Raw genomic sequence first — 26831 nt, forward strand, 5'->3', positions numbered from 1 at the left:
AGATAGTAATATTATATCGCTGTTTTTCTCACAATCTATTGTCCATGGCGGCGGGAATGCCGTCCGGGATGTATGCTTTTATCTTCCGTCACCACAACAACCGAATCAATGGAGGCGATATAAGTGGCCGCCGCAGGTGGAGCGCATCTCATACCGCTCGTCGCCGCAATCATCGGCGTCGGCGTTGTCTCGCAGGTGCTTGCAGACCGGTTTCAGGTCCCCAGCGTCGTGTTCCTCATCGCGTCGGGCATCTTGCTCGGCCCGGAGTTTCTGCAGGTTATCACTCCCGACTCGTTCGGGAACGCACTGCAGGCAATCGTCGGTCTCTCGGTCGCTATCATCGTTTTCGAAGGTGCCTTCCACCTTCGAATCGACGAGCTTCGAGAGGCACCGGCAGCGACGCTCAAACTCGTCACCGTCGGCGCGGTAATCTCGTTCGTCGGGACCGGCCTCGCCGTCCACTACGCGCTCGGCGCACCGTGGATGGTGTCGTTCCTCGTCGGCGCACTGCTCGTCGCGACGGGACCGACGGTCATCGCGCCGATTCTCGAAGTCGTTCCGGTGCGTGACCGAGTCGGCGCGGCGCTCGACACCGAGGGCATCGTCAACGACGTGACGGCTGCTATCGTCGCCGTCGTCATCTTCGAGGCCATCCTCGCAGGCGTCACTAACCCGAACGCCCTCGTGGCGCTGTTCGCAGAGCGGTTAGGAATCGGCGTCGTCGTCGGTGCAATCGTTGCAGGGACGCTGTACTACGTGCTCCGGTACGTGGACCTCTCGCCCGGAAACGCACCGCAGAACGCTCGACTCCTCACGCTCGCGGGCGCACTCGTCGCCTACGGCGCGGCCGACTTAATCGCCACCGAGGCGGGCATCGCCGCGGTGGCGACCGCCGGTATCCTCCTCGGAAACGTAGAGATACCGTACGAAGAGGAGATTGCCGCGTTCAAGGGTGATATCACCCTGCTCGTGCTCTCGTTCGTCTTTATCGCCCTCGCGGCGCTTCTGGACTTCGGGACCCTCCTCGACCTCGGCGTCGGCGGCATCATCGTCGTCGCCGTCGTCGCCCTCGTTCTCCGGCCAGCACTCGTGTTCCTCTCAGCCCGCGGCGACCGCTTCACGACGGGCGAGAAGTGGTTCATGAGCCTCGTCGGTCCGCGCGGTATCATCCCTGCGTCCGTGGCGACGCTGTTCGCCATCCAACTGCGGGCGTCGGGACTGACGGAGGCCGCCGACATTCTCGTCGGCACCGTCTTTCTCGTCATCCTCGTGACCGTCGTGTTCGAGGCTGGACTCGCCCGTCAGATAGCAGAATACCTCGACGTCATTCCAATGCGTGTACTTGTCATCGGAGGCGGAAAGGTGGGCCGCGCGCTCGCCGAACGCCTCGCAGACCGTGGAGAGAACGTGGTCCTCATCGAAGAGGACCAAGAAGTAGTACAGACCGCCCGCAATCAGGGCTTTACCGTCCATCACGGTGATGGAGCCGACACGGACGTACTCAGGTCGGCCGGCGCTGGTAACGCCAAGGTCGTCGTCGCCGCCACCGGTGACGACGACGTGAACCTGCTGGTGTCGCAACTCGCGAGTTCGAAGTTCGAACCCGAGAGCGTCCTCGCGCGGGCGAACAACCCCGACAACGTCGAAGCGTTCGAAGAACTCGGCGTCCGGACTATCTCGTCGACCATCGCCACGGCGCAGGCGATGGACAACTACATCGAACGGCCGTCGATGTCCAACTGGATGGGCGAAATCGGTCGCTCCGGCGACGTACAGGAGGTCGAGATGACCGCCGAGACCCTCGTCGGCCGGACTATCAAAGAAGTCGGACCGGAACTCCCCGACGGGTGTCTCATCGCGCTCGTCTCTCGAAACGGCGATACGAGCGTTCCCGCAGCGGACTTCACACTCCAGCAGGGCGACCGCATCACTATCATCGGCGAGCGCGACGCTGTTCGTGAGGCCGAGTCGTTCGTCCACCCCGAATAGCTCGGTTGGAGCCGCTTTTTGTCAGTGTCGTTCGACGAGCGCCCGGATTAGGCTCGGGCCCACCGGAGGAAGACGGCCCAGTACCCGACGGTCAACGCGACCAGTACGTACCAGACCACGGCACCGAGTTCAGGCCTCGGAACGACCCCCATCGACGCGACGCCCGCGGCAGCGAGCGCCGCCACCACCCCAGAGACGACGGCCGTCGAGAGATTCATCGTCACCTGTTGCTCACGACGAGGGTAAGAACGTGACGAATTTCGCAAGAACGTTCATTATGGATAACCAAACAATGGCGGGGGTAGCGACCGTCTCCGGCCATAGTTGGGTCGCATCTGACAGACAGAGTTGTTGATTCTCAAACATACACGAACGATTATTCACATCCCTGTCGAAACACGAGCATGCGACACTTGGAGGGCCCACTGTGTTCGGTCGACCTGACCGACCGCGTGACCGAGACGTCGTCCATCGACGGGATTCTCGAATCGTATCTCGGCGGGCGCGGCGTCGGAACGAAACTCGCCCACGACCGGATTCCGTTCGACGCCGAACCGTTCGGGTCCGAGAACCGACTCGTTCTCGCCGCCGGGCCGATGCAACAGTCTCGAATGAGCTTCACCGGGCGGGTGAGCATGACCGGTCTGTCACCGCTGACGAACGGGCTCGTCTCCTCGAACGCCGGTGGGTTTCTCTCGCGAAACCTCGTCGGAACCGGCTACAGCGCCATCGAATTCACCGGTGAGGCGGACGAGTTACTCGCGGTTCACGTCCGCCCCGACAGCGTCGAGTTCGAGTCCGTGCCGGAACTCGAAGGCGCGGAGGTTCCCGACGTCACCGAGTACGCTGCGTCGGAGTGGGACCTCGACGCCGAACAGACCATCTGTATCGGTCCGGCGGGAGAAAACGAGGTCCGATTCGCGTCGGTGATGACGACCGAGACGCGGGCCTTCGGTCGCGGCGGCCTCGGCGCGGTCATGGGGTCGAAGAACCTCAAAGCCGTCACGTTCGCGGGCGGCGAGACGCCCGTCGTGGAGTTCCCGGACGTGGCGATGGACGTCCACCGCGACGCGGCCACCTCCGACCACTCGATGAAGCGACAGGGAACGACCGCCGGGACCGACTACGCGAACGCAGTCGAGGCGTTCCCAACGCGCTACTTCTCCGAGCGCGAGTTCGAGGGTGTCGAGGGTATCAACGGCGACGCCGTGGAGTCGAAGAAGTACAAGAAGGGGACCTGCTCGCAGTGTGCCTTCGCCTGTAAGCTTCCGACGAAAGACGAGGAACGCGGCGTCGAAACCGAAGGCCCCGAGTTCGAGACGGTGATGGCCTTCGGGTCGAACTGCGCCGTCGACGACATCGTGGACGTGATGAAGTCCAACGACCTGTGTGACCGCCTCGGTCTCGACACCATCTCCTGTGGCGACACCATCGCGGCGTACCTGATGGCCGAAGACGAGTTCGGCAACGTCGACTTGATTCACGAACTCGTCGAGCAAATCGGCCACCGTGAGGGCGTCGGCGACCTGCTCGCGGAGGGAACCCACCGCGTCGCGGACGACCTCGGCGTCCACGACTGGTCGGTCAAGGGCATGGAGTTCCCGGCCCACGACGGCCGCCACCTCCACGGACAGGGCCTCTCCTTCGCCACCTCGAACCGCGGTGCCGACCACATGTACGCCTCGTTCTACGCGCTGGAGTACCCCTACGTCGAAAAGTCGAAAGCGGTCGAACCGCACGGCCTCGACGACAAGCCCGAACGCCTCGTGAAGAAGGAAAACCACAACGCCGTCCTCGACAGCGGCGTCGTCTGCAAGTTCTCGCGGGACTTCATCGACGAAGAGACGTTGGCGACGCTGTTCGATACGACCTACGACCACCTTCAGGAAGTCGGCTCGCGCATCGTCACGCTCGAACGCCACTTCAACAACCAGCGCGGCTTCGACCGCGACGACGACCGTCTCCCCTACGATATTCCCGGCTTCCCACGCGCACTCTCGGAGTACTACGAGCTTCGCGGGTGGGACGAGAGCGGCGTCGTACCGGAGTCGGCGGTGGGTGACGGAAGCGGAGCAACACCGGCGGACGACTGAAGGTACAGCCATTTACGGCTGGCCCAAAAATGTCGGTTCGTCTATGGAACAAAACGCGAAACTCGCGTTCGTCACGAGCGCCCACCTCGTGTTGCTGTCGCTGTTCTTCAAACTCGAACCGGCCAACGTCGATGCAGCAGGCTTTCTCGTCACTGCCGGTGTGGTCGTATTCCTCGTGGGGATAGCCCTCGAAACGTCGGTTCTCTCGTTCGGGGCGTCCGAAAGCGACTCGTCGTGAGCGGTCGTGAAATCGGATTTCCAACCCGGAAAGCATTTACACAAAAGTGACAACCAAACAATGTGAATAGGCGGAGAGTCCTTGCAACCGGTGCGACGCTTTCATCGACCCTCTTCAGCGGGTGTGTCGCAAAGAGTGTCGAAGAACTCGCGTGGGAGGTGCGGAGAATCGGAAAGACGCCGGAGCCGTACGGACCGACCCGCGGGGAAGGTCCCGCAGACATCAGTACCCGGACCGTCGAAGACGACGAGAACGTCTCGTATCTCCCCCAAGAAGACGCAGTTCGATATATTGCCGGGTGGCAGCGTACGAACGACGAAGAGGCAGAACACCGTGAGACGTCTAAGCGCGAACCAGTCTACGAAACGACGCCTTTCGAGCGCTGGGGTGAAACCCAGTGTCTCTCGGCAGGTGCGCAAGCCGCGGCAACATACGTCCAAGAGTCGTTGAGCCACGACGATACGGTGCGCGCTGGTGTTATGAACATCGGCAAGGACGAAGACCGAGTCGCGTTCGTCGCGGTGAGGGCAGTTCTCGACCGAAATGGCGACGTCATCTCTAACCCAACTATCGATTTCCCGACGTTCGTAACGATGACGCCGCGGAGCGTCGATGTGACGTACGCGCTCGGTGAACAGGAGTTCGAGCACACGGTTCCGGTGTACGCCCGAAAGCGGGTTGTCCAACAGCAGTGAGTCGTCACCGAGAGCGCTGCAAAATAGAGCTAGTTCGGTTTTCTATTGAATCCGATAGTCATCCCGCAAAAATCTGGACCAAAAAACGCGAGAGAGGCGTTACCGGCTGAACTCGATTGCCGCACCCTGACCGAATCCGACACAGAGCGAGGCGAGGCCGCGGTCCACGTCGCGCTTTATCATCTCGTGGATGAGCGTCACGGGGAGGCGCGCGCCGGAGGCACCGAGCGGGTGTCCGAGGGCGATTGCGCCGCCGTTGACGTTGAGTTTGTCCTCGTCGATGCCGAGTTCGCGACGGGAGTACTCACACTGGCTGGCGAACGCTTCGTTGATTTCGACGAGTCCGTAGTCGTCGATGTCGCGTCCGGCGCGTTCGAGGAGGCCGCGGGTGGCCGGAACCGGACCGATACCCATCACGGTCGGGTCGACGCCGGCGACGTTGTTCGTGCCCACGGAAGCGAGTACGTCCAGACCGTGTTCCTCGGCGAACTCGCGGGAGGTCACGAGGACGGCTGCTGCGCCGTCGGTAATCTGCGAGGAGTTGCCGGCCGTGACCGAGCCGTCGCCCGAGAACGCCGGTGGGAGACCGCCGAGCGCCTCCAGAGAGGTGTCGTGGCGGATGCCTTCGTCTTCGGTGACGACACCGTCTTCGGTCTCGATGGGGACGATTTCGTCGTCGAAGCGGCCGGTCTCGGTCGCTTCGGCAGCGCGCTCGTGGCTGCGGAGGGCGAACTTGTCCTGTTCCTCGCGAGAGACGTCGTGCTCGTTTGCGACCTTCTCGGCGGTCATCCCCATCTGGAGTTGGAAGACGTTGTACGCCTCACTCAGTTCGGGGTGGAGGTGCTGGTAGGAGTCGCCGTCCATCGGGACGCGGGACATGCTCTCGACGCCACCCGCGATGATGCACTCGCGGTTACCCGCGGCGATAGCGTCCGACGCGGAGATAATCGACTGCATCGACGACGCACACCAGCGGTTGATAGTCGTCGCGGGTGTTCCCTCGCCGAGTTCCGAGAGGAGCGCGATGACGCGTGCGACGTTGTTGTCCTGCTCGGTTCGTTGCTGGGCGACGCCCCACATCAGGTCCTCGACGTCGTCCGCAGAGACGTCGTGCTCGTCGAGGATGTGGTCGATGAGAGCAATCGAGAGGTCTTCGCTTCGAACGTCTTCGAACACACCGCCGGACTTGCCGAACGGCGTTCGGTATGCGGCCGCGATGACTGGTTCTGGCATGCCACACAATGCGTGTTCGAACACCATAAATAGTTTAGAACTCATAAATGATTGTCAAAAGTTTACTCGTCAGCAGCGTCAGCGCCGAAATCGGCGTCGTCACCATCGATTTTCACTCGACGAGGGACACGTAGGAGGTGAGAAAGAACACGCGGATGGGGGGCAAGAGACACGTGGGGGGAGATAAGAGGCACGTGGGCGGTGTCGAGCGCCGGTTCGCTGCGAACGCTACTCCGACGCTCTTATGCGTCTGCCCCGGCAACTTTGTGCGGATGAGTGAACGGGCGCTCGAGGTTGTCGAGTTTCTGCTGACTGCACACCTCTACACCGACGACCGAACGCTTGATGAGAACGACCTCCCTCCGCGGTACCGCCGCGTCTTCTGGGCCGAAACCGGCGAGGAGGACGAGGGCGCTGCGGGGGGTATCGAGCGACCACTCGTGGTTACGGACTCCATCGCGCGCAAGGCGACGGGAGTCGAACATCCGTGGGATGCGATTTCGGACCTCATGTTCACCCAACGTGAGGATTTCTCCGGGCGACTCTCGCTGACGCAACCCGAGATGGCGCTGGAGTGGTTCGTCAAACGAGCCGACCACGACCGGTTGGTGACGAACCCGACTATCGCGAAATCGGTCGAAGAACGCGACGACGTGGACGTGACCCACGAAGAGGCGCGCGACCAGACGCGACCCATCCACGCGGACCGGGTCTGGATAGACAGCCTCCTCGACGAGTACTTCGACGACGAAGACGACGCCGAGATGCTGGACCTCGTGCAGGTCCGCGCACCCGAGGAAATCGAGATGACGCTCGACGACCTCGTGCTCACCTCGGACCAGGAGGGCGAGATTCACAAGCTCATGAAGGCCATCGAGCACCGCGAGTACCTCGCGCAAATCGGCCTCCGTGAGATTGGGAAGATTCTGTTCGTCGGCCCGCCGGGAACCGGGAAGACGACCGTCTCCCGTGCCCTCGCGCACGAACTCGGACTCCCCTTCGTCGAGGTCAAACTCTCGATGATTACGAGTCAGTACCTCGGTGAGACGGCCAAGAACGTCGAGAAGACCTTCGAGGTCGCAAAGCGACTCTCGCCGTGTATCCTCTTTATCGACGAGTTCGACTCGGTCGCCAAGACGCGCCGGTCTGACGAACACGCCGCACTCAAGCGTGCCGTCAACACGCTGCTCAAGAGCATCGACGACATCTCGCTGATTCGTGATGAGGTCATCCTCATCGGGGCGACGAACCACCCCGACCAGCTCGATTCGGCGGCGTGGCGGCGCTTCGACGAAATCGTCAACTTCCCCAAGCCGGACTACGGGATGCGCGCGGACATCCTCCGCGTCATCACGAACCGGATGGACATCGACGAGTTCGACCCCGAAGCCATCGCCGACGTGACCGAGGGACTCACCGGCTCTGACCTCCGTCTCGTCCTCCGCGAAGCCGTGCTCGAAGCGCTCACCGAAGAACGCATGGAACTCACGCAGGACGACCTGCTGGAGGCCGTCGCCGACTTCGAAGAGCGCGACAACCTGAAGAACCTCGATATGATGTCCGACTCGTCGGAACTCGTCGCCGGGTCTGACGATGGTCACGACCACGACCACGACCATTCGCACGAACACGAAGGCGAGACGCAGAAAGACGCTGGCGCGGCGCAGTAAGACCGGATTTTCGCCGAGCGTTTTTGCAGAGCGATTCGAGGACAGCGAGTCGCCGCCGTCGGCCACGTTTAAGCCCCGGCATCTCCCTTCTCTGAATCGATGCGCGTGACCCTCCTCGGCACCGGCGACACGACCGGGACGCCGACCGTCGGCTGCGACTGCGACACCTGCCGCGAGGCCCGCGAGCGGGGCATCGAGCGGACGCGCTTTTCGGTTCACGTCGAAAACGAGCGAACCGACGAGTCGCTGCTCGTGGACTTCAGTCCCGACTTCCGGCACCAGTTTCTCACACAGGAGACGCCGCTCCCGGACGAGGCGCTCGTCACCCACGTCCACTTCGACCACCTCGACGGCCTCGGGAACGTCTACCGCTTGCTGGACGACCTCGACGTCCACGCCGCGGACGAAATCGACCCGGTCACGGACGAGAGCGTCGCCGACACGATTCGCTCGAAGTTCGACTACCTCGACCGAATCGACGTACACGACCAGACGCCCCTCGAATCGTTTCGGGCCTGCGGGTTCGACGTGACCTTCGTTCCGGTCGTCCACCCGCCGCTTCTCTGCTACGGGGTCGCTATCGAGGACCCCGAGACAGGCGCAAAGCTCTCGATATCGGGTGATTCGACGTACGCGATTCCCGAAGAGTCGCGGGCGGTCCTGGATAATCCGGACTTGCTCCTCGCGGAGGCCATCGTCCCCGCGTCGCTCTGTGAGTACCACCCCGCCGGTGGCGACGACTTCGACGAGGACGGCGTCCCGCGAACCTTCGGCACGAAGCACATGACCCGCGAGGGAGCCATCGCCCTCGGCGAGGACCTCGACGCCGACGTGACGCGACTGGTCCACGTCGCGCACTACTACCCGCCCGAGGAGGCATTCGAAGAACCGCTGGCGGTCGATGGCGAAGTGTACGAATTGTAACCAGATTTTTACGCGCGGGGCGGAAGCGTCGGGTATGGCCCTCTCGATTTGTCTCGGTTCGGTAGGGTTGTGGTTGTTTGCGGCGTCCGGGAACGCGGAGGGAAGCGCGTGAGATTTCGACCCCTCAGAGAGGACATGACGTTCAACTACTTTCTCATCGCGGGCGTCGCCGCCGCGGCGACGAACACGGGAGTGAACTACGTCAAAACGGGAGAATTGGCACTCGTCGAGGCCGGTCTCCAAATACTGCTCGTCATCGTCTTCGGCGCGCTCCTCGTTACCTACTGGAACTACATGGAGCGCCGCGCCGACTCGGAGTGAGCCGAGGGGAGGCTACCGAAACCGGTCGAGTCCAGCCTGCCTGCGCGCGACACCGGAGGGGTCCGAAACCCAGCCAGTTCGACGCTCACGAAGTTCCGCGCGGTCGAATTCCGGCGGGTCGGCTGACTCGAACGCCCGGCAGTCGCCGCCGCACTCCGAACCGGGGTCGACCACGCGGCCGAAGTGCTCGCAGACCGGGCGACCGTCGTCGTCGACCGCGGCGTTCGCGCACCCCGGCAGGTCGTACGCGCGCCAGCCCTTGCCGTAGGCCCGCTCCGCGAGTCGCAGGCGGGCGGTTTGCTTGTCGGCGGGCGAGACGAGCGCAACGTCGGTGTGGAGTGAGTGGTACTCGACGGGTTCGACGCCGAGGCCGTCGGCGCGGAGTGAGTCGGCCTCGCGGACGACCTCCCGCTCGCCCGTTTCGGGGTCGAACCGCCAGACACCGACTTCTTCGGGGATGCGATTCAAGTGCGCGCCGGTGACGTAGCTCTCGGTGGCGAGGACGACTTCGTCGAAGAGGCCGAGACTCACGTCGAGACGGAGTTGCCGCAACAGGTCGCCGGGTTCGCCGAGGTCGGGTTTGTTCTCGATGCCGACGAGACGGGAGAACCAGTCGTCGGGGTAGCGCGCCGCGCGGCGGACGTACTCACGGCCGCGGCGAACCTCGGACTCGAAGAAGCCGACATCGACGGCGGCGTCGGTTGCCCGGCGAGCGCGTGCGGGGTGACAGTCGAAGCCGTCGCGCCAGAAGACGGCGCGACCGGTACCTACGTCGCTCTCGATAGCTGTTGCCGGAATCGTCCGGTTCGTGATTCGCGCACGGTCGTCGAACGCCGGCCCCGGAACCACGGCACACACGTCGATGATTCGACTCCCCGGCGACGCGACTGACGCACCGAGTTGGCGGGCCGGAAGCCAGTCTGTCGTCGTTTCGAGGGCGGCACACAGCGCGACCTCGAAGGCGAACTCGGACGGCGACGACACCGGCGGAGACACGCCTGACACTGCGGTGTCGAAGGCAAAAAGTCTCGCTCTCGGGGAGCGTCCGACGGCCCGCACCGCGTCGCTTCCCGACAGACAAGTCACAATTTGTGAGTGTCACGTTGGCGAAAGTATTTGACCGAAGACGGGGCAACACCGACCAATGTCCGGGCAGGACGACGCAACCCAACGAATCAAACGACGAACGTACCTCGGTGCAGCGGCCAGCGCAGGGCTGGTCGGGCTGGCGGGATGCAGTTCGAGTGGGACTGCCTCCGCCGCGCGAGGGCCGCCGAAGGTGCCGGAATCGAAGTTAGCCGACGGTGGCTGGAAGCAGATAGACGAACAGACGCAGGACCCGGCGTTCGAGAAGAGTTTCGGGCCGGTGACTGTCTCCGCCGCGTTCCACACGCTCGTCTACGAGGACGCCGCGCTCGCCGCCGAGTTGAAAGAAAAGACGCTGGGACAAGCCGAAGGGCAGTTCTCGATGTTCTTCGCGTCCCGCGTGACGCTCGATCCCAGTTTGGCCAACATCCCCGACGCGGCGATGGGGCCTGTGGTCGAACAGGTCGAAAAGCAGGCGCGAGCACAGTTCGAATCACAGCTCGAATCGGCCGGGCTGGTCGACATCGAGCAGGCATCGGACGCGGAACTGACAGTCGACACGGGCGAGACGGCGAACGTGACGAACTACACGGCAGCGTTCCCGTTCGAGGGAATCAACTTCCCGCTGACGGACGAGAAATCCGTCGAAATCGAAGGTCGGAAGCTCGGCGTCACCGGTCTGCTCGCGGTCTGGGAACACGACGGCTCCCTGCTCATCGCAGGCGGAGCACACCCCGGAGAGAACCTCGCACTCGACGTGACGAAATCGCCGACCGAAGCCATCGAGGTCTCGGTCAATCTGGACCTCGGTCTCACGCCAGCGGACTACAGCGCGGAACTCGAAGCGTTGGTCAAAGCGACCGAGTGAGCTCGCGAACCCGCCGCTGCCGAAGGCGCTCGAACTTCATTCCGACGCCGTCTCCGAACCACCCACGTCGCGTGTGACCGCCCGACGTGGCCCCAGAGCGACCGCTTCGAGAACAGCACCTTTATCAGGCGCTCGGGGCGAAGTTCACGCAAGATTACTCTCAGGAGGTCAATGGTGACGCAAAACCCACAACAACCGGAGGTGAACATCGGACTCGTCGGTCACGTCGACCACGGCAAGACGACGCTCGTTCAAGCGTTGTCCGGCTCGTGGACTGACCAGCACTCCGAGGAGATGAAACGCGGCATCTCCATCCGCCTCGGATACGCTGACGCAACGTTCCGCAAGACACCCGGCGAAGAGCCGCCGGAATGCTACACGGTCGAAGAGACGACCGAAGACGGCGAAGACACAGAGGTGCTCCGTACCGTCTCGTTCGTGGACGCGCCCGGTCACGAAACGCTCATGGCGACGATGCTCTCCGGTGCCGCCATCATGGACGGCGCCATTCTGCTCGTGAGCGCGACCGAAGACGTCCCGCAAGCGCAGACTGCAGAGCACCTGATGGCGCTCGACATCATCGGCATCGAGAACATCGTCATCGCGCAGAACAAGGTCGACCTCGTCGACCGCGAGCGCGCTATCGACAACTACGAACAAATCAAGGAGTTCGTGGAGGGCACGGTCGCCGAAGACGCCCCAATCGTTCCCGTCAGCGCCCAGCAGGAGGTCAACCTCGACCTCCTCATCGAGGCCATCGAGGAAGAGATTCCGACGCCCGAGCGCGACGAGAGCGAAGACAGCCAGATGTACGTCGCACGGAGCTTCGACATCAACCGTCCGGGAACGACGTGGGAAGACCTCTCGGGCGGCGTCATCGGCGGCAGCGTCGTCGCCGGAAAGCTCGAAGCGGACGACGAAATCGAACTCCGACCCGGCCGTGAGGTCGAAGAGGAAGGCCAGACCGAGTGGCGACCCATCACGACCGAGATTCGCTCGCTGCAGGCGGGCGGCAACATGGTCGACGAAGTTCGCCCCGGCGGGCTGTGTGGTGTCGGGACCGGACTCGACCCCAGCCTGACCAAGGGTGACGCCCTCGCGGGCCAACTCGCAGGCGAGCCCGGGACGCTCCCGCCGACGCGCGAGGAGTTCACGATGGACGTCGAACTGCTCGACCGCGTCGTCGGCGTCGACCAAGACGACGTCGAGGAGATTTCGACCGGTGAACCGCTGATGCTCACCGTCGGCACCGCGACCACCGTTGGTGCCGTCACGAGTGCACGGACCGGCGAGGCCGAAGTGTCTCTCAAGCGGCCGGTCTGCGCCGCCGAGGGTGCGAAGATAGCCATCAACCGCCGTGTCGGCGCGCGCTGGCGTCTCATCGGTATCGGGACCCTCAAGTGACGTGAGCGCCACCGTAGTCGTCATGGACACGAACGCACTCATGATGCCGGTCGAACTCGACGTTCGCGTGTTCGACGAACTCGACCGGTTACTCTCGGCCGACGTGGACCTCGTGGTCCCCACGGCCGTCCTCGGCGAGCTGGAGAAGCTCTCGACGGGCGGGGGAACCGAGGCCGTCGCCGCGAGCGTGGGTGCGGACCTGGCGACTCGGTGCCGAGCGGTCGAAACCGAGGAATCGTACGCCGACGACGCGGTCGTCGAACTCGCCGAATCGGGCGACATCGACTACGTCGTCACGAACGACAAGCCCCTCCGTGACCGGATACTCGACTGCGGGATTCCCGTCGTCGGTATCCGCGGGCACGCCACACTGGCAATCACGGAACCTTAACGAAACTATGTACAAACGGGTACGACTCAAAGACACAGTCGAAGTCCCGCCACGCCACCTGGGCGACGTCACGCCCGAGCGGGTCAAGCGACTGTTGCAGGACAAACTGGAAGGACGAATGGACGAAGACGTCGGGAGCGTCGTGAGCGTCGTGAACGTCCACGACATCGGCGAGGGGACCGTACTCCCCAACCGGCCGGGCGTCTACTACGAGGCCGAATTCGACGCCATCACCTACGACCCCGACATGCAGGAAGTCGTCGACGGCATCGTCGTCGAAGTGGTCGAGTTCGGTGCGTTCATCGGTATCGGTCCGGTGGACGGCCTGCTCCACGTCTCGCAGATTTCCGACGAATACCTCGCCTACGACGGCGAGAACCAGCAGCTCGCCTCCACCGAGTCCAACCAGACGCTCGCCGTGGACGACGAGGTGCGCGCCCGTATCGTCACGAAGAGCATCGACGAGCGCAACCCGCGGGACTCCAAGATTGGACTCACCGCGAAACAGCCGGGGCTCGGCAAGCACGGCTGGCTCGAAGCGAAGCGCCAGCAGAGCGAGGCGTCGGCGGAGGGTAACTGATGGCGCGAAAGCGTCTCGCCTGCCGTGAGTGCCACTACGTCAACGACCCCGACTCACAGACCTGCGACAACTGCGGGTCGACGAGCCTCACCGAAGACTGGGCGGGCTACGTCGTCATCACCCACCCCGAAGAGAGCGAAATCGCCGACGAGATGAACGTCAGCGAACCCGGCGGATACGCGCTCAAGGTCCGCTAAGATGCTCACCCTGCCGACGGAACTTCGCGCGGCGTTCAAAGAGCCGTTCGGCCCCGTCTACACCGAGGCCGAGGAGTTGCTCGCGGACGCCGCCAGCGAGGAGCGAGACACACCGCTCGTCGCCGTCGGCGACGTCGTCACCTACCACCTCCGACGCGCAGGACGAGCGCCGGATGTCGCTGTCGTCGATGGAAAGACGAAACGCGAGGCGGTCGACGAGGAGATTCGCCGGGCCGTCGAGACGGGCCGACTCGTCGAAGTCGCGAACGAACCGGGCACGGTTTCGCGCGCACTCGTCGATGCGCTCGTCGACGCGCTCGCCGCAGACGAACCGACGACGCTCTTGGTTGAAGGCGAAGAAGACCTCGCGACCCTCCCCGCAGTCCTCGCCGCGCCGCTGGACTCGACTGTCGTCTACGGCCAACCGGACGAAGGAATGGTCCGAATCCGGGTCACAGACGCGGCGAAGACCGAGATGCAGGACCTCCTCACCCAGTTCGAGGGTGATATCGACGCCGTCCTCGCGCCACTCGACGCCTGAGGACCGGTCTCTCCCTCTCCCTTCGAAATCCTTTTACTTGCTTCGGGGGGATGTACTGGTAACTGAACCATGGATATCGAAATCATCTCCGAGGAGGAGAACCCCATGTTGCATCGGACGGACGTCCGATTCGAGATTGTCCACGAGGAAGCGACGCCGTCGCGGCTGTCGGTTCGTGACTCTCTCGCGGCCAAACTGAACAAGGACTCCGACGAAGTCGTCGTCCACGAACTCGACACGAAGTTCGGCATGCGCAAGACCGCTGGCTACGCCAAGGTCTACGAGAGCCCCGAGTTCGCGCGCGACGTCGAACAGGAGCACATGCTCGAACGGAACAAGATTACCGACGCCGAAGCCGAGGCCGAAGAGGCCTAATCTCGGTTTCGAATCGCCGTTTTCGACCAACTCTCGATGCGTATTCTCGGAATCGAAGGAACAGCGTGGGCCGCGAGCGCAGCGGTTTTCGAAACCGACGACCCCGCCGCACTCGGTCACGGAACCGACCGCACGCCGGACCCCGCCTCCGACCACGTCTTTATCGAATCTGACCCCTACCAGCCCGACAGCGGCGGCATTCACCCGCGCGAGTCGGCCGAACACATGGCGAACGCCATCCCCGGCGTCGTCGACACCGCGCTCGCGCACGCCGCCGAGCGCCACGACGGCGACGGCCCCATCGTCGACGGTGTCGCGTTCTCGCGCGGCCCCGGCTTAGGGCCGTGTCTCCGTATCGTCGGGACTGCCGCCCGCTCCGTGGCGCAGACACTCGACGTGCCGCTCGTCGGCGTCAACCACATGGTCGCTCACCTCGAAATCGGGCGCTACCAGTCGGGCTTCGAATCGCCCGTCTGTCTGAACGCCTCGGGCGCGAACGCCCACCTGCTCGGCTACCACAACGGTCGGTACCGCGTCCTCGGCGAGACGATGGACACCGGCGTCGGCAACGCCATCGACAAGTTCACCCGTCACGTCGGCTGGACCCACCCCGGCGGGCCGAAAGTCGAGAAGGCGGCGAAAGACGGCGAGTACGTCGACCTGCCGTACGTCGTCAAGGGGATGGACTTCTCCTTCTCGGGTATCATGAGCGCCGCGAAGGAAGAGGCAGACGCCGGGACACCCGTCTCCGACATCTGCGTCGGACTCCAAGAGACCATCTTCGCGATGCTGACCGAAGTCTCCGAGCGCGCGCTCTCGCTTACGGGGACGGACGAACTCGTCCTCGGCGGCGGCGTCGGCCACAACGCCCGCCTGCGGGAGATGCTCGCCGAGATGTGCGAACAGCGCGGCGCGAAGTTCCACGCCCCCGACCCGCAGTTCCTCGGCGACAACGCCGGGATGATTGCCGTCCTCGGCGCGCGGATGCTCAAAGCGGGCGACACGCTCCCAATCAGCGAGTCCTCGGTCGACCCGAACTTCCGCCCGGACCAAGTCGACGTGACGTGGCGCGGCGACGACGAATCGGTCGCGCGCGCCTACACCGACGACGGTGCGATTCGCGGGGCGGAAGCGACGGTCGATATCAGCACCGACGACGTGGTGAAACGCCGCGTCCCGAAGACCTACCGCCACGCGAAACTCGACGACCGACTGCGCGGCGAGCGCACCAAGGCCGAGGCACGGCTGACGAGCGATGCCCGCCGCGCCGGGGTTCGAACACCAGTCGTCCGCGATATCGACCCCGTCGAGGGCGTCATCACCTTTCAGAAGGTGGGTGAAGCCGACCTCGCGGAACAACTCGACCCCGACGCGGTTCGAACGGTCGGCGAGTATCTCGCTCGACTGCATCAAGCGGGAATCGTCCACGGCGACCCCACGACGCGGAACGTTCGCGTCGGTACCGACGCCGACGGGAACACGCGCGTCTACCTCATCGACTTCGGCCTCGGGTTCCACTCGGGGCACGTCGAAGACCACGCGATGGACCTCCACGTCTTCGCACAGAGCGTCGAGGGGACGACCGACGACGCCGCACCACTCCTCGACGCACTCGAAGCGGGCTACGAGGAAGTCGGCTCCGCGGAGGTTCTTTCTCGACTCCGACAGGTGGAGTCACGCGGACGGTATCGGTAGCGAGTCACTGGTCCCTTACCGCCGCCCCGCAGAATCGTGTTACCATCCCTCATTTGTTGGGGTCGAAATCGCCGCACCAAAACACGTCGGAAGGGCAAAACGATTTATCCGGCGCGAGCGTATTCGTCTCGTATGGCAGACAAACCGCAACGAGGAACTCTCTTTGGTATCCCGTACAACTTCGAGCGTCCGAGCGTCGGCCGCCTGCTGTCGTCGTACTGGCAGCCCGGCGAGGGCATGCTCGTCGAGAAACCGTTCGGTATCGGCTACACGCTGAATCTCGCGAGCTGGCGCTCGTGGGTCGTCCTCCTCGTCGCCGGTGGTCTGCTCTGGAACGAGCAACAGAAGGGCAAAAAGAAAGAAGAAGCGGCGGAAGACGACGGCCCAGTCGAAGTCATCGTCGACTAATCGCGCGCGCAACACCGACGACTTTTCCCACCCCGCCCGCAGATGAGCGGGTATGCTCAGGTACGTCACTACGAACGAGGGCAAGGTACGCGAGGCCCTCGACTACCTCGACGACGACGTGACCCAACTGGACTTCGACTACACCGAGGTTCAGGCGGCCGAACTCGGCCCCATCGCGGCCCACGGTGCCCGCGAAGCCTACCGCTACGCCGGCGAACCCGTCCTCGTGGACGACGCCGGACTCTTTATCGACGGCTTCGACGGCTTCCCCGGCCCATACTCCTCGTACGCCGAGGACACGCTGGGCGTCGAAGCCGTGTACCGACTGGCCGCCGCGGAACTCGACGAGCCGCGTCGCGCCTCCTTCCGCTGTGTGCTCGCGTACTGCGACGGCGCGGAGTTCGAAGCGAGCCCCGACCCAATCGACCGCGACGACCGAACTGTCGCGGCCGCCCGCGGTGCCGAACAGGACGCACAGGAGACCGAAGCCCTGCCGGTGAAGCTCTTTACAGGTGTCGTGAACGGGCGAATCGTCGCACCTCGCGGCGACGGTGGCTTCGGCTACGACCCAATCTTCGAACACGACGGAACGACGTTCGCGGAGATGACGGCGACGGAGAAAAACGGAATCTCGCACCGCGGGCGGGCGTTAGCGAAGTTTGCGACGTGGTATCCTGAGCGAACGGAGTAAGCGAAGGATATCTCGTCGGGCGCAGCGCGTCCGACGGTGGCACGCCGAGCGATAGCGAGACAAACCTTACACACGCGAACACCGAGAGTCGGGTATGAATCCCGCAGACTTCTTCGAAGGCGGCACAGTCACCGTCTCGGACGAGACGTACACCGTCTACAAGACGACGCGACGCGACCCCGGTGCGTTCGCGACGATTCGAGACGAGACGGAGACGACGGTGGTAGCCGAGACGGGAACCATCGACGAATCAACCGTCGTCGAGGCCGAACACGGGTGGAAGCGCCTCACCTTCGAGATGGTGCTGCCGTTCGAACTCGTCGGGTTTCTGGCGGCGGTCGCAACCGCCCTCGCCGAGGAAGACGTCTCGATATTCGCGCTGTCGTCGTACTCGACTGACCACGTGCTCGTGAAAGAAGCCGACCTCGCGGCGGCGACGCGAAAACTGGAAACACTGGGGTGTGTGGTCGAGCAGTAGCCACCCAAGTAATTGTTACCATTGGGCACGTCAAAGAGGGCATGACGTTCCCCGACCGCGACGCCCCAGTCGCACTCGTCACCGGTGCATCCGGCGGCATCGGACGCGAACTCGCCGACCTCCTCGCCGCAGACGGACACGACCTCGTCGTCGTCGCAAGAAGCGAGGCCGACCTCCGCGAACTCGCCGCCGAGGTGAACGACGCCTACGGAACGGCAGTCGTCGTCCTCGTGAAAGACCTCGCCGAGCGGGGCGCACCACGGGAGATTTTCGAGGCCCTGCGTGACCGCGAAATCGAGGTTGACGTGCTGGTCAACAACGCCGGGTTCGCGACGTTCGGCCCCTTCGTGGACATCGACCTCGACCGCGAAGTCGACGAAATCGAGGTGAACGTCACGGCCCTGACGCAACTCACGAAGCTGTTTCTGCCGGGCATGCTCGACCGCAAGTCGGGGCAGATTCTCAACCTCGGGTCGACCGCGAGTTTCCAGCCCGGTCCACTGATGGCCGTCTATTATGCGACGAAGGCGTACGTCCTCTCGTTCTCCGAGGCGCTGGCCGAAGAGTGCCGCGGGACCGGCGTGACCGTCACGGCGCTGTGTCCCGGACCGACAGAGACAGGCTTCCAGTCGCGCGCCGACATGGAAGACTCTCGACTCCTCGAAAGTGGCGTGATGGACGCTCGGAAGGTTGCGAAGGCGGGAATTCGCGGCATGAACGCCGGGAAGGCTGTCGTCGTCCCCGGCACGCAAAACTGGCTCGGGTCGGTCCTCGTTCGGTTCCTCCCTCGGTGGCTGGTTCGGCGTATCGTGAAGGTCGCACAGCGACCCACGTAGGGGCAACGCGGTGTTCTTTCACAGCTGGCGGCTGACGCGACACGTCGCCGACTCGAAGTCGGTCTGACCCGGCAGTCGCGGTCAGGCTCGGGGGTCGCGGTCGGGACCGGGATACTCACCGGATTCGACTTCTGCGTACAGGCTTTCGGGAGCAAAGAGCGTCGCGAACGCCCGTGGCTCGCGGATACTCACCGGGAAGCGGCCGCTCAAAGCTGCGCCAGCCGTGGCAGACTGAAGGGTCTCGTCGAAGGTGAGAAGATGCATCGCGCCACCTCGATAGGCGGCGGCGAGCGCAGGCTGGTCGCCCTCGGGGTGGTCGACGAGTTCGGCCCACTCGCCCACTCTGGCGCGCCAGTCTGCGGCCAGTTCCTCGTCGGCGAGGCTGGCGATGACCGCCTCGGCGTCGTCGAGGAGTGCCGGGCTGGCGACGAGGGTCATCCACGAGTGCGACCGGAGATGGTCGAGCGCGTCACGGGCGGCACCGCCGACGAGGAGGTCAGCGGCGAGCACGTCGGCGTCCGCGACGACGCGAGTCGGAGACGGGTCGGTCTCACTCATCGTCCTCTCGGCGGGCGCGAAGCGCCTCGGCGATATCGCTCTCTGTCGTCTCGGAATCAGCGGCACGGTCGAAAAGCGACTCCCACGTCATAGTCGAGTCCAAGACGGCGACCGAGAAGAAACCGACGCAACCGATAGTTCACACAATCGGTCACAGAAGGCGAGAAATGAAACGTGAAGCGATTTCATCGGCTGGGAAACAGTTAATTTCTGTTCAGCACACGACACTGCATGGCAATTCAGCGACGGCGCTTCTTGCAGGCGGCCGGTGTCGGTGCGATTCTCGGACTCAGTGGGTGTACCGGAGACGCGGAGCCTCCGCAGGCGGCAGACGGTGAGAGTGGCTCCCAGTCCGAATCCGGCAGTGGGTCGAGTGGGTCGAGTGGGTCGAAACAGGAGTTGACGCTCGCGACCACGACGAGCACGTACGACACGGGGCTGTTGGACGAACTCAACCCGGTGTTCGAAGAGAAGTTCGACGCGACAGTCAAGACCATCCCGCAGGGGACGGGTGCTGCAATCGAGACGGCCCGAAACGGCGACGCCGACGTGATTCTCGTCCACGCCCGCGGTGCAGAAGACGAGTTCTTGAAAGAGGGCTACGGCGTCAACCGGCGCGACGTCATGTTCAACGACTTCGTCGTGGTCGGACCGGCGGACGACCCAGCGGGAATCAAAGGGATGGAGAGCGCCGCTGACGCCTTCGCTACCATCGCGGAGTCGAAGGCGACGTTCGTCTCTCGCGGCGACGACTCGGGGACGAACAAGAAGGAACTGCTCGTCTGGGACGCCTCGGGCGTCGACCCAGCGGGGAAATGGTACCGCGAAATCGGGAAAGGGATGGGCGACACGCTCGTGCAGGCCGACCAGTCCGGCGCGTACACGCTCTCTGACCGCGGGACGTTCCTCGCGACGAAGAGTAAGATAGACCTCGAAATCCTCGTTCAAGGGCCACTCAAGGGCGGGCCGACGATTCTGAAGAACCCCTACGGCGTCATCCCGGTCAACCCGGCGAAGTACCCCGACGTGAACTACTCGCTGGCGATGGCGTACGCGGGGTTCCTGACGAGTCCCGAGGGACAGGACATCATCGACTCGTACACAGTCGACGGCTCGCAGTTGTTCTTCCCGAACGCCCTGTCCGAGTCGCCGCAGTTCGGCCAGTACGTCCCCGAAGAATACGAAGACGGTGGCAACGCCTCGGCGTCCGTCTCGGATGCCCAGTTCGAGCAGTGGGTCGCTGAGAGCGTCCCCGAGGACTTTTAGTCCGGTCCGACCCCACCGTATCCCGTGTTCGGCCTCGGCGACCTGAACCTCACGTATCTGGTGAGCATCACACTCGTCTCGCTGTACGTGAGCACCGCGGCAGTGCTCGTCAGCGCCACGCTCGGCCTCCCGATGGCGTTGGCTGTGAGCTTCCGCGACTTCCGCGGAAAGACGGTCGTCACATCAATCATCTCGACCGGGATGGGCTTTCCGAGCGTCGTCGTCGGACTGCTCGTGCTCTTGGCACTCTCGCGGTCCGGGCCGCTCGGGGAGTTCGAACTGCTGTTTACGCCCGAGGCCATGATTCTCTCGCAGACAGTGCTCGCCCTGCCGGTTCTGGTGAGCGTCGCGCTCTCTGCAATTCAGTCGGTCCCACAGGACCTCAGAGACGCCGCGTTCGCCTCCGGCGGGACATCGACCGACGTGGCTCTGCTCGTCGTCAGAGAGGCGCGCTACGGCATCGTGACGGCGCTCCTCGCCGCCTACGGTCGCGCCATCAGCGAGGTCGGGTCAGTTCTCATCGTCGGCGGCAACATCGTCTTCTCGGACGGCACGTCGTTCACGCGGACGCTCACGACCGCTATCACAGTCGAGGCGCGAAAAGGAAACATCGAGACGGGTATCGCTCTCGGCGGGATTCTGTTGGCGCTCGTGCTCGCGGTCAACGCACTCGGGGCGCGCTTCCGCGACCGAACCCCGAGTGGAGGGCGGCGATGACAGACGGTCTCGTCGCGGCCGACATCACCCACGGGTTCGAAAACGGGGCGATTCTGGAAGATGTCTCTCTCGGCGTCGAACCCGGCGAAATACTCGCCGTCGTCGGCCCCTCGGGGACGGGAAAGACCACGCTCTTTCGCCTCCTCGCGATGTTCGACCGTCCCGACAGCGGCGTCGTCGAGTTCGACGGCGACGACGTGTGGTCGATGTCGGACGCGCGCCGACTCGAAGTCAGGCGTCGAATCGGGATGGGGTTTCAAAACCGGAGTCTGTTCTCGGCGAGCGTCGCCGACAACGTGGCGTACGGACTCCGCGTCCGGCGGTCGTGGAAGGAGAGAGTGGCCAACGCAGTCTCGGGGGTGCTTGGACCTGCCGACTACGACGAGGCAGTGACCACGGCGCTTGAGACGGTCGGGATGGCAGACAAAGCGTCCCGAGATGCCGGGTCGCTGTCGGCGGGCGAAGCACAGCGTGTCGCCATCGCCCGCGCGCTCGCCCCCGACCCGGACGTGTTGCTCCTCGACGAACCGACGTCGAACCTCGACCCGCGGAACACCGCCGTCATCGAGGCGGCGATGCGGGCCGCCCGCGACCGCGGTATCGCCGTCGCGTTGGCGACACACGACATGCAGCAGGCACAGCGCGTTTCGGACCGGACGGCGGTTCTCCTCGACGGGACCTGCATCGAGTCGGGGGCGACAGACCGCGTGTTCGAGTCACCATCCGACGACCGAGTTCGGCAGTTCGTCGAGGGGAAACTCGTCTACTGACCCGTTATTTTCAGGGGCGGTTTTACACGACGGGACGGCGAGTTGCCATCGTACAAACGTACGGGAGAGGGAGCCAGAACGTCCGTCTGACGTAAGTTTATGGTCGGTGATACACATCCGTCAGATGGGCGCGCACATTCGGCCTCAGTTCCCATCCTCCCACCCGCGCGCCCGGCACACCAAACCGTTCTGGCACCCCCCGGCACGGCGCGCGGCGTCGCCACCACGACGCCGTTTCTCTGCGAAAGAAAGAATCGACCGAGACGGAGAGCCGTCGGCCCGTTCAGCCGAGGAGTCGCGTCCGAACGCTTTCGAGTTCGTCGCGCTCGGTGAGCAGCGCCAGGTGGTCGCCGGGTTCGACGACAGTCCCGGGCAGTGGAATGGTCATCGGTTCGCGCTTCCTGCCGTGGGCGTAGATTCGACCGTCGGCTCCGAGGTCGATACTCGCGACGTGTTCGCCGACGATTGGAGCGTTCTCCGGGACCGTCACCGTCGCGAGTCGCAACTTGTCGGTCAGGTCGCCGAGAGCGTTGAAATCGCCCCCGAGGAGCGCGGTTTTCGCACCCGCGGCACCGAGGCGTTCGGGGTAGATAATCTCGTCTACGTCGTCGGCGTAGCGCTCGTATATCTCCTGTCTGTAGTCCTCGCTGATTCGCATGACCGTCCGGCAGCCGAACTCCTTGCCGAGCATACACGCGGCGAAGTTGATGTTGGGGTCGCCGGTGAGTCCACCCACCGCATCGGCCTCTTCGATTCCGGCCTGCTTCAGAACACTCTCTGTACCGCCGTCGCCGAGGATGGTGTCGAACCCCTCGTCGAGAGCGCGGTCGACTTTCGTCTCGTCGTTATCGACGACTGTGACGGCGTGACCTTCCTCCCGAAGGATACGGGCGGTTCGTGTTCCGACGCGACCATACCCCACGATAACGAACTTCATGATAATACGATACACACCAGACGGCTAAAAGGTGGCCCCTTGTTCGACTGGTGTCAGCCGGATTCGAGTCGACTGCGAAGGTGACACGTGTCGAACCTCTTCCCTCTCCCCGCCCCCTAAGAGAAACAAGAGTGTCGTTTCAAATAGAATGCAGAGTAAACTGCCAAAGTATCAGTTCATACTATACAGTCAAAAATAATATATACAAAGTAGCATCCGAGGCGGTCTGTGGAAGCCATGGTTTACTCAAATTTGCCGATTTTAGTGATTAGATACAGTCTCCGCGAGTTTTTCGATTCTCGTCAAGAATTGTATCCCTATACATCCTCCAGTTAGCAGAGACGCCCCATATCAGCCTATAAGAAGCTATAACTGGCGTTAGAACTCAAATAGGCAGTTCCTCTCTGCTAACATCATAATTCTGAGTATATCTTCTTCTAAAATTTTTTCTGACTATTCACGGTGCCGGAGATTAGAAACCACAACTGAGTGGTTACACTCATCGCCCCCGTGTCGGAGTCTGTCGACTCAGCGAGACACACCGGTGCTCGTCGCGCGGGCCGTCGTGTGCAACTGGATGCTCAGGCGTGGATTGCGAGTTCGTCGTCGGCCGACTGCGAACTGTTTTTGAGCGCTTGGCCGGAGTCCGCATCGAACAGGTGGAGGTCGTCCTCGGGGAACTGGAGCGTGACGTGTTCGCCCCGTTCGAACGCCTGCCCACCCGGAACGACGGCGGTGAACTGCTGTTCGCCGACGTTCAGCGTGACGTGTGAGATGTCTCCCAGCGGCTCGACGAGGTGGACGTCGGCAGCGACTGGGTTGTCCACGTCCGCGTCGTCGACGACGCGAATGTCCTCCGGTCGAATACCCATCGTCACTCGGTCGTGGCCATCGACTACGTCGGCAGTCGCACTCGAAAGTTCGTAGTCGAAAAGCGCGTGTCTGAGCCGACTCCCTTCGACCGATGCGTCGAGGAAGTTCATCGAGGGCGCGCCGATGAATCCGGCGACGAACTTGTTTGCTGGCTGGTGATAGCACTCCAGCGGCGTGCCGACCTGCTGTAACTCGCCGTGGTTGAGGATGGCGATTCGGTCGCCCATCGTCATCGCCTCCGTCTGGTCGTGGGTGACGTAGACGGTCGTGACACCGAGGTCGTCTTGGAGCGCTTTGAGTTCGGTTCGCATCTGCGTCCGAAGTTTCGCGTCGAGATTCGACAGCGGCTCGTCCATCAGGAACACTTCGGGGTCGCGGATGATTGCCCGGCCGAGCGCGACGCGCTGTTGTTGCCCGCCCGAGAGCTCTTTCGGATAGTCGTCGAGCAGTTCTTCGATTCCTAGCGATTCGGCGACATTTTCGACCTGCCGGTTTCGTTCGGCTGAGTCGAGGTCGCTCGTCATCTTCAGGCCGAACCCGATGTTCTCTCGGGTCGTCATGTGCGGATACAACGCGTAATTTTGGAACACCATGGCGATGTCGCGCTCGCGGGGTTCTAACTCCCGCACCGACTCCCCATCGATGATAACGTCACCCGCAGTGACCGACTCCAACCCGGCTATCATTCTGAGGGTCGTCGACTTGCCGCACCCGGACGGACCGACAAGCACCAGAAACTCGCCATCGTCGAGTGTTAAATCGACATCGTCTACCGCGACGATATCCTCTCCACCTCCGGTGAACTCCTTCCGGAGGTTACGCAGCTCTAACTGTGACATGCTTTCTCCCCAACCTTTAGATTCAAACTATATAATGCTTTGTCATCACTACCCACAGTCGTCGAAATGTCGCCGTCGTTGAGGCGAAGCGAATGTTTATGTGCCGGGCAGATGACACAGCAGAGTATCTGGAGTCACTAACGACTCGTTCGTTTCCAGTGAGCCACAATGACAGAGCAACGTTACCGGAGTCACACCGACTCCATCTACGGAGAGTTGGACGTCCCGACAGTGGTCAACGCGGCCGGGACGAAGACACGAATCGGCGGGAGCCTCATCAGAGACGAAGCCCTCGAAGCGATGCACAGTGCCGCGTCGGCCTTCGTCGAGTTAGGGGACTTGCAGGCCGCGGCGTCGGACCGAATCGCGGAGGTGACTGGTGCTGAAGCCGGATACGTCACCAGCGGGGCTGCGGCCGGGTTGTGTCTCTGCGCCGCTGCGGCAATCGCCGGACATGACGTCGCGGCGATGGAGCAACTCCCCGATACCGAGGGGCTGCCGGGCGAGATTCTGATGCCCCGAACGCACAGGACCGGCTACGACCACGCGCTTCGGACCGCAGGTGCGACCATCGTCGACGTCGGGACCAACGACCTACATCTCGGAACCGGGTCGACGAGCGTCGAACCGTGGGAACTCGAATCGAACATCACCGACGAGACGGCGGCTATCGCCTACATCGAGAAGTCCTACACCGAACCGCCGCTCGATGTCGTCGCCGACATCGCCCACGACCACGACATCCCGGTCATCGTCGATGCCGCCGCCGAACTTCCGCCGCGGTCGAACTTCTCTCGCTTCATCGACCAGGGTGCCGACATGGTGGTCTTCAGCGGTGGGAAGGGAATCCGCGGCCCGCAGACGACGGGAATCATCGCCGGCAAACAGGAGTACATCGAGTCGATTGCCATGCAGCACCTCGACATGCACGTCGCCGAAGCGGCGTGGTCGCCGCCGGAGCGACTCGTCGACCTCGACAACTTCGCTGGCGTGCCTCGGCAGGGAATCGGCCGCCCGATGAAGGTCGGAAAGGAGGAGCTCGCTGGCCTCATCTACGCACTCGACGCCTTCCTCGAAGAAGAACAGACCGAGACACAGAGTGAGTGGCAGCGTCGCGCCGACGACATCGCACACAGTCTCGAAGACGCTGGCTTCGGGACACACGTCACGGGCGGCAGCGACGTCAGCGTCGCCCCCGAAGTCGTCGTCGACGTCGACAGTTCTTCGGAGACGACCGCACTCGAACTCGTCCGACGCCTCCGCGCAGAGAACCCGCGCGTCTACCTCGGTAGTGACAGACTCGACGAAGGCATCGTCGTCGCGAACCCCATGTGTCTGACCGACGAGGAGGCCGACTACGTCGTCGACAGAATCGTCGCCAACGTCGAGAACTGACGGCGGAGAGTAACTTATTTTAATCAGTTCGACGCACTGACAATCGCGATGAACGTGTTAGCAATAGTCGCACATCCAGACGACGCTGCAATTTTCTGTGGCGGAACGCTCGCAAAGCACGCCGAACGCGGCGACCACGTCACGGTCGCCCACATGACCCGCGGCGAGTACGGCGGGCTCGGAAGCGACACCGAAGAAGACGTCGCGGCGGTCAGAACCGAGGAGTCGCGCGCCGCCGGCGAGGTCCTCGGCGTCGACGAAGTCGAGTTCCTCGGATTCAAAGACGGCCGTATCGAGTACTCGCTCGAAGACCGGTTCGTCCTCGTCGATACGCTCCGAAAGCACGACCCCGATATCGTCCTCACGCACTTCCAGGACGACTTGCACCCGGACCATCAGGCGACCGCCCGCCTCGTGACCGACGCGTACTACATGGCGTCGCTCCCGCTCGCCGAGACCGACTACGAACCGTGCGACCCCGACAACATCTACTACTTCGGAAAGCCGACCTCGTCGTTCGAACCCGAGACGTTCGTCGACGTCTCCGGGTATCTCGATGCGAAAATCGAGGCGCTCGAACAACACGAGTCGCAAGTCGACTTCCTCGTCGAACACGGCGGTATCGACGCCGAATTCGACAACCTAGTCGATAGCCTCCGCGCCGAAGGAATGACGCTCGGCAAGCGAGTCGGCTGTAAGGCCGCCGAAGGGTTCGCCCCGCTTCACGAACAGGCACAGAACTACCTCCACTGAGTTTTGGAGC

The 26831-nt window shown here is 63.3% G+C and carries 30 protein-coding genes; 24 read left to right on the forward strand and 6 right to left on the reverse strand.

From position 1 onward, the window contains the following. Positions 1-123 precede the first annotated feature (123 nt). Complete coding sequence (locus KU306_RS02985; RefSeq protein WP_258302831.1) at positions 124-1989, forward strand: cation:proton antiporter domain-containing protein; 1866 nt, start codon at positions 124-126, stop codon at positions 1987-1989. Positions 1990-2036: 47 nt separating this feature from the next. Here the strand turns inward: KU306_RS02985 and KU306_RS02990 are convergent, their stop codons facing one another. Beyond that, entirely contained in the window at positions 2037-2207 is a 171-nt protein-coding gene (locus tag KU306_RS02990; RefSeq protein ID WP_169317604.1) for a hypothetical protein, read from the reverse strand. 186 nt (positions 2208-2393) lie between these two features. On the opposite strand from KU306_RS02990, the gene KU306_RS02995 reads away from it, so the two are divergent. The 3 genes from KU306_RS02995 to KU306_RS03005 all read left to right on the forward strand — a co-directional run bounded on the left by KU306_RS02995 (position 2394) and on the right by KU306_RS03005 (position 5015). After that, complete coding sequence (locus KU306_RS02995) at positions 2394-4082, forward strand: aldehyde ferredoxin oxidoreductase family protein (protein ID WP_258302833.1); 1689 nt, start codon at positions 2394-2396, stop codon at positions 4080-4082. Positions 4083-4125: 43 nt separating this feature from the next. Beyond that, complete coding sequence (locus KU306_RS03000; RefSeq protein WP_258302834.1) at positions 4126-4320, forward strand: hypothetical protein; 195 nt, start codon at positions 4126-4128, stop codon at positions 4318-4320. Between the two features lie 62 nt (positions 4321-4382). Beyond that, the gene (locus KU306_RS03005; RefSeq protein WP_007541707.1) at positions 4383-5015 is read left to right on the forward strand and encodes a hypothetical protein; all 633 of its coding nucleotides are present in this window, start codon (positions 4383-4385) and stop codon (positions 5013-5015) included. A 99-nt stretch (positions 5016-5114) separates the two neighbouring features. Here KU306_RS03005 and KU306_RS03010 read toward each other — a convergent pair whose 3' ends face one another. Continuing rightward, complete coding sequence (locus KU306_RS03010) at positions 5115-6248, reverse strand: thiolase family protein (RefSeq protein ID WP_049918678.1); 1134 nt, start codon at positions 6246-6248, stop codon at positions 5115-5117. A 272-nt stretch (positions 6249-6520) separates the two neighbouring features. Here KU306_RS03010 and KU306_RS03015 point away from each other — a divergent pair, with 272 nt between their 5' ends. The 3 genes from KU306_RS03015 (at position 6521) to KU306_RS03025 (ending at position 9163) form a co-directional block, all read left to right on the forward strand. Then, positions 6521-7918, forward strand: a complete 1398-nt coding sequence (locus tag KU306_RS03015; protein WP_258302835.1) for an ATP-binding protein — start codon at positions 6521-6523, stop codon at positions 7916-7918. A 99-nt stretch (positions 7919-8017) separates the two neighbouring features. Beyond that, a complete protein-coding gene (locus KU306_RS03020; RefSeq protein WP_258302836.1) occupies positions 8018-8842 on the forward strand; it encodes an MBL fold metallo-hydrolase in 825 nt (274 codons plus the stop codon). Positions 8843-8950: 108 nt separating this feature from the next. Beyond that, positions 8951-9163: a hypothetical protein gene (locus tag KU306_RS03025; protein WP_258302837.1), complete on the forward strand. Its 213-nt coding sequence runs from the start codon at positions 8951-8953 to the stop codon at positions 9161-9163. A gap of 12 nt (positions 9164-9175) precedes the next feature. Here KU306_RS03025 and KU306_RS03030 read toward each other — a convergent pair whose 3' ends face one another. Next, positions 9176-10159 (reverse strand): DUF5787 family protein, encoded by a 984-nt coding sequence (locus tag KU306_RS03030; RefSeq protein ID WP_258302838.1) that lies wholly within the window; start codon positions 10157-10159, stop codon positions 9176-9178. Between the two features lie 148 nt (positions 10160-10307). Between KU306_RS03030 and KU306_RS03035 the strand changes: the two genes are divergently transcribed. The 12 genes from KU306_RS03035 to KU306_RS03090 all read left to right on the forward strand — a co-directional run bounded on the left by KU306_RS03035 (position 10308) and on the right by KU306_RS03090 (position 18713). Beyond that, positions 10308-11117: a DUF6517 family protein gene (locus KU306_RS03035; protein WP_007541693.1), complete on the forward strand. Its 810-nt coding sequence runs from the start codon at positions 10308-10310 to the stop codon at positions 11115-11117. Between the two features lie 174 nt (positions 11118-11291). Next, complete coding sequence (locus tag KU306_RS03040; protein ID WP_258303421.1) at positions 11292-12521, forward strand: translation initiation factor IF-2 subunit gamma; 1230 nt, start codon at positions 11292-11294, stop codon at positions 12519-12521. Between the two features lie 22 nt (positions 12522-12543). After that, positions 12544-12912 carry a PIN domain-containing protein gene (locus tag KU306_RS03045; RefSeq protein ID WP_258302839.1) on the forward strand — a complete coding sequence of 123 codons (369 nt, stop codon included), beginning with the start codon at positions 12544-12546 and terminating at the stop codon, positions 12910-12912. Positions 12913-12919: 7 nt separating this feature from the next. After that, positions 12920-13492 carry a DNA-directed RNA polymerase gene (locus KU306_RS03050; RefSeq protein WP_007541686.1) on the forward strand — a complete coding sequence of 191 codons (573 nt, stop codon included), beginning with the start codon at positions 12920-12922 and terminating at the stop codon, positions 13490-13492. After that, a complete protein-coding gene (gene spt4 / locus KU306_RS03055) occupies positions 13492-13689 on the forward strand; it encodes a transcription elongation factor subunit Spt4 (RefSeq protein WP_007541684.1) in 198 nt (65 codons plus the stop codon). Before KU306_RS03050 ends, spt4 begins: the two co-directional genes overlap by 1 nt. A gap of 1 nt (position 13690) precedes the next feature. After that, on the forward strand, positions 13691-14230 hold the full coding sequence (locus KU306_RS03060; RefSeq protein WP_258302840.1) for a GTP-dependent dephospho-CoA kinase family protein: 540 nt from the start codon (positions 13691-13693) through the stop codon (positions 14228-14230). Positions 14231-14299: 69 nt separating this feature from the next. Then, on the forward strand, positions 14300-14605 hold the full coding sequence (locus KU306_RS03065) for a 30S ribosomal protein S24e (protein ID WP_004059326.1): 306 nt from the start codon (positions 14300-14302) through the stop codon (positions 14603-14605). 36 nt (positions 14606-14641) lie between these two features. Next, positions 14642-16300 (forward strand): bifunctional N(6)-L-threonylcarbamoyladenine synthase/serine/threonine protein kinase, encoded by a 1659-nt coding sequence (locus KU306_RS03070; RefSeq protein ID WP_258302841.1) that lies wholly within the window; start codon positions 14642-14644, stop codon positions 16298-16300. Positions 16301-16432: 132 nt separating this feature from the next. Continuing rightward, positions 16433-16708: a DUF5808 domain-containing protein gene (locus tag KU306_RS03075; RefSeq protein ID WP_007541674.1), complete on the forward strand. Its 276-nt coding sequence runs from the start codon at positions 16433-16435 to the stop codon at positions 16706-16708. Between the two features lie 52 nt (positions 16709-16760). Continuing rightward, positions 16761-17399, forward strand: coding sequence for a non-canonical purine NTP pyrophosphatase (locus KU306_RS03080; protein WP_074793170.1), 639 nt, complete (start codon positions 16761-16763; stop codon positions 17397-17399). A 94-nt stretch (positions 17400-17493) separates the two neighbouring features. Beyond that, complete coding sequence (locus KU306_RS03085; RefSeq protein ID WP_258302842.1) at positions 17494-17877, forward strand: ACT domain-containing protein; 384 nt, start codon at positions 17494-17496, stop codon at positions 17875-17877. Between the two features lie 41 nt (positions 17878-17918). Further along, entirely contained in the window at positions 17919-18713 is a 795-nt protein-coding gene (locus tag KU306_RS03090; RefSeq protein WP_258302843.1) for an SDR family NAD(P)-dependent oxidoreductase, read from the forward strand. An 81-nt stretch (positions 18714-18794) separates the two neighbouring features. On the opposite strand, the gene KU306_RS03095 is transcribed toward KU306_RS03090, so the two are convergent. Further along, complete coding sequence (locus KU306_RS03095; RefSeq protein WP_007541667.1) at positions 18795-19271, reverse strand: PIN domain-containing protein; 477 nt, start codon at positions 19269-19271, stop codon at positions 18795-18797. A gap of 231 nt (positions 19272-19502) precedes the next feature. Between KU306_RS03095 and KU306_RS03100 the strand changes: the two genes are divergently transcribed. The 3 genes from KU306_RS03100 to KU306_RS03110 are packed head-to-tail and all read left to right on the forward strand — an operon-like array spanning position 19503 to position 22024. Continuing rightward, on the forward strand, positions 19503-20537 hold the full coding sequence (locus KU306_RS03100; protein WP_258302844.1) for an ABC transporter substrate-binding protein: 1035 nt from the start codon (positions 19503-19505) through the stop codon (positions 20535-20537). Positions 20538-20561: 24 nt separating this feature from the next. Next, positions 20562-21254: an ABC transporter permease gene (locus KU306_RS03105; RefSeq protein WP_258302845.1), complete on the forward strand. Its 693-nt coding sequence runs from the start codon at positions 20562-20564 to the stop codon at positions 21252-21254. Continuing rightward, positions 21251-22024, forward strand: a complete 774-nt coding sequence (locus tag KU306_RS03110) for an ABC transporter ATP-binding protein (protein ID WP_258302846.1) — start codon at positions 21251-21253, stop codon at positions 22022-22024. Before KU306_RS03105 ends, KU306_RS03110 begins: the two co-directional genes overlap by 4 nt. Before the next feature lie 283 nt (positions 22025-22307). Here KU306_RS03110 and KU306_RS03115 read toward each other — a convergent pair whose 3' ends face one another. Continuing rightward, a complete protein-coding gene (locus tag KU306_RS03115) occupies positions 22308-22961 on the reverse strand; it encodes a potassium channel family protein (RefSeq protein ID WP_007541658.1) in 654 nt (217 codons plus the stop codon). 581 nt (positions 22962-23542) lie between these two features. After that, complete coding sequence (locus tag KU306_RS03120; protein WP_007541656.1) at positions 23543-24673, reverse strand: ABC transporter ATP-binding protein; 1131 nt, start codon at positions 24671-24673, stop codon at positions 23543-23545. Between the two features lie 168 nt (positions 24674-24841). Between KU306_RS03120 and KU306_RS03125 the strand changes: the two genes are divergently transcribed. Together KU306_RS03125 and KU306_RS03130 are read left to right on the forward strand one after the other, a co-directional pair. Further along, positions 24842-26068: an aminotransferase class V-fold PLP-dependent enzyme gene (locus KU306_RS03125; protein ID WP_007541653.1), complete on the forward strand. Its 1227-nt coding sequence runs from the start codon at positions 24842-24844 to the stop codon at positions 26066-26068. Between the two features lie 48 nt (positions 26069-26116). Then, the gene (locus KU306_RS03130) at positions 26117-26821 is read left to right on the forward strand and encodes a PIG-L deacetylase family protein (RefSeq protein ID WP_007541651.1); all 705 of its coding nucleotides are present in this window, start codon (positions 26117-26119) and stop codon (positions 26819-26821) included. The last annotated feature ends 10 nt before the right edge of the window (positions 26822-26831 follow it).

Origin of the sequence: Haloferax larsenii (genome assembly GCF_024730625.1) — an archaeon.
Taxonomy (GTDB): domain Archaea; phylum Halobacteriota; class Halobacteria; order Halobacteriales; family Haloferacaceae; genus Haloferax; species Haloferax larsenii.

Coding starts and splice junctions, on each gene's coding strand:
- KU306_RS02990 (WP_169317604.1), bottom strand. CDS start 2,207: ATGAATCTCTCGACGGCCGTCGTCTCTGGGGTGGTGGCGGCGCTCGCT.
- KU306_RS02995 (WP_258302833.1), top strand. CDS start 2,394: ATGCGACACTTGGAGGGCCCACTGTGTTCGGTCGACCTGACCGACCGC.
- KU306_RS03000 (WP_258302834.1), top strand. CDS start 4,126: ATGGAACAAAACGCGAAACTCGCGTTCGTCACGAGCGCCCACCTCGTG.
- KU306_RS03010 (WP_049918678.1), bottom strand. CDS start 6,248: ATGCCAGAACCAGTCATCGCGGCCGCATACCGAACGCCGTTCGGCAAG.
- KU306_RS03015 (WP_258302835.1), top strand. CDS start 6,521: ATGAGTGAACGGGCGCTCGAGGTTGTCGAGTTTCTGCTGACTGCACAC.
- KU306_RS03020 (WP_258302836.1), top strand. CDS start 8,018: ATGCGCGTGACCCTCCTCGGCACCGGCGACACGACCGGGACGCCGACC.
- KU306_RS03035 (WP_007541693.1), top strand. CDS start 10,308: ATGTCCGGGCAGGACGACGCAACCCAACGAATCAAACGACGAACGTAC.
- KU306_RS03045 (WP_258302839.1), top strand. CDS start 12,544: ATGGACACGAACGCACTCATGATGCCGGTCGAACTCGACGTTCGCGTG.
- KU306_RS03050 (WP_007541686.1), top strand. CDS start 12,920: ATGTACAAACGGGTACGACTCAAAGACACAGTCGAAGTCCCGCCACGC.
- spt4 (WP_007541684.1), top strand. CDS start 13,492: ATGGCGCGAAAGCGTCTCGCCTGCCGTGAGTGCCACTACGTCAACGAC.
- KU306_RS03060 (WP_258302840.1), top strand. CDS start 13,691: ATGCTCACCCTGCCGACGGAACTTCGCGCGGCGTTCAAAGAGCCGTTC.
- KU306_RS03065 (WP_004059326.1), top strand. CDS start 14,300: ATGGATATCGAAATCATCTCCGAGGAGGAGAACCCCATGTTGCATCGG.
- KU306_RS03070 (WP_258302841.1), top strand. CDS start 14,642: ATGCGTATTCTCGGAATCGAAGGAACAGCGTGGGCCGCGAGCGCAGCG.
- KU306_RS03075 (WP_007541674.1), top strand. CDS start 16,433: ATGGCAGACAAACCGCAACGAGGAACTCTCTTTGGTATCCCGTACAAC.
- KU306_RS03080 (WP_074793170.1), top strand. CDS start 16,761: ATGCTCAGGTACGTCACTACGAACGAGGGCAAGGTACGCGAGGCCCTC.
- KU306_RS03085 (WP_258302842.1), top strand. CDS start 17,494: ATGAATCCCGCAGACTTCTTCGAAGGCGGCACAGTCACCGTCTCGGAC.
- KU306_RS03090 (WP_258302843.1), top strand. CDS start 17,919: ATGACGTTCCCCGACCGCGACGCCCCAGTCGCACTCGTCACCGGTGCA.
- KU306_RS03095 (WP_007541667.1), bottom strand. CDS start 19,271: ATGAGTGAGACCGACCCGTCTCCGACTCGCGTCGTCGCGGACGCCGAC.
- KU306_RS03100 (WP_258302844.1), top strand. CDS start 19,503: ATGGCAATTCAGCGACGGCGCTTCTTGCAGGCGGCCGGTGTCGGTGCG.
- KU306_RS03110 (WP_258302846.1), top strand. CDS start 21,251: ATGACAGACGGTCTCGTCGCGGCCGACATCACCCACGGGTTCGAAAAC.
- KU306_RS03115 (WP_007541658.1), bottom strand. CDS start 22,961: ATGAAGTTCGTTATCGTGGGGTATGGTCGCGTCGGAACACGAACCGCC.
- KU306_RS03120 (WP_007541656.1), bottom strand. CDS start 24,673: ATGTCACAGTTAGAGCTGCGTAACCTCCGGAAGGAGTTCACCGGAGGT.
- KU306_RS03125 (WP_007541653.1), top strand. CDS start 24,842: ATGACAGAGCAACGTTACCGGAGTCACACCGACTCCATCTACGGAGAG.
- KU306_RS03130 (WP_007541651.1), top strand. CDS start 26,117: ATGAACGTGTTAGCAATAGTCGCACATCCAGACGACGCTGCAATTTTC.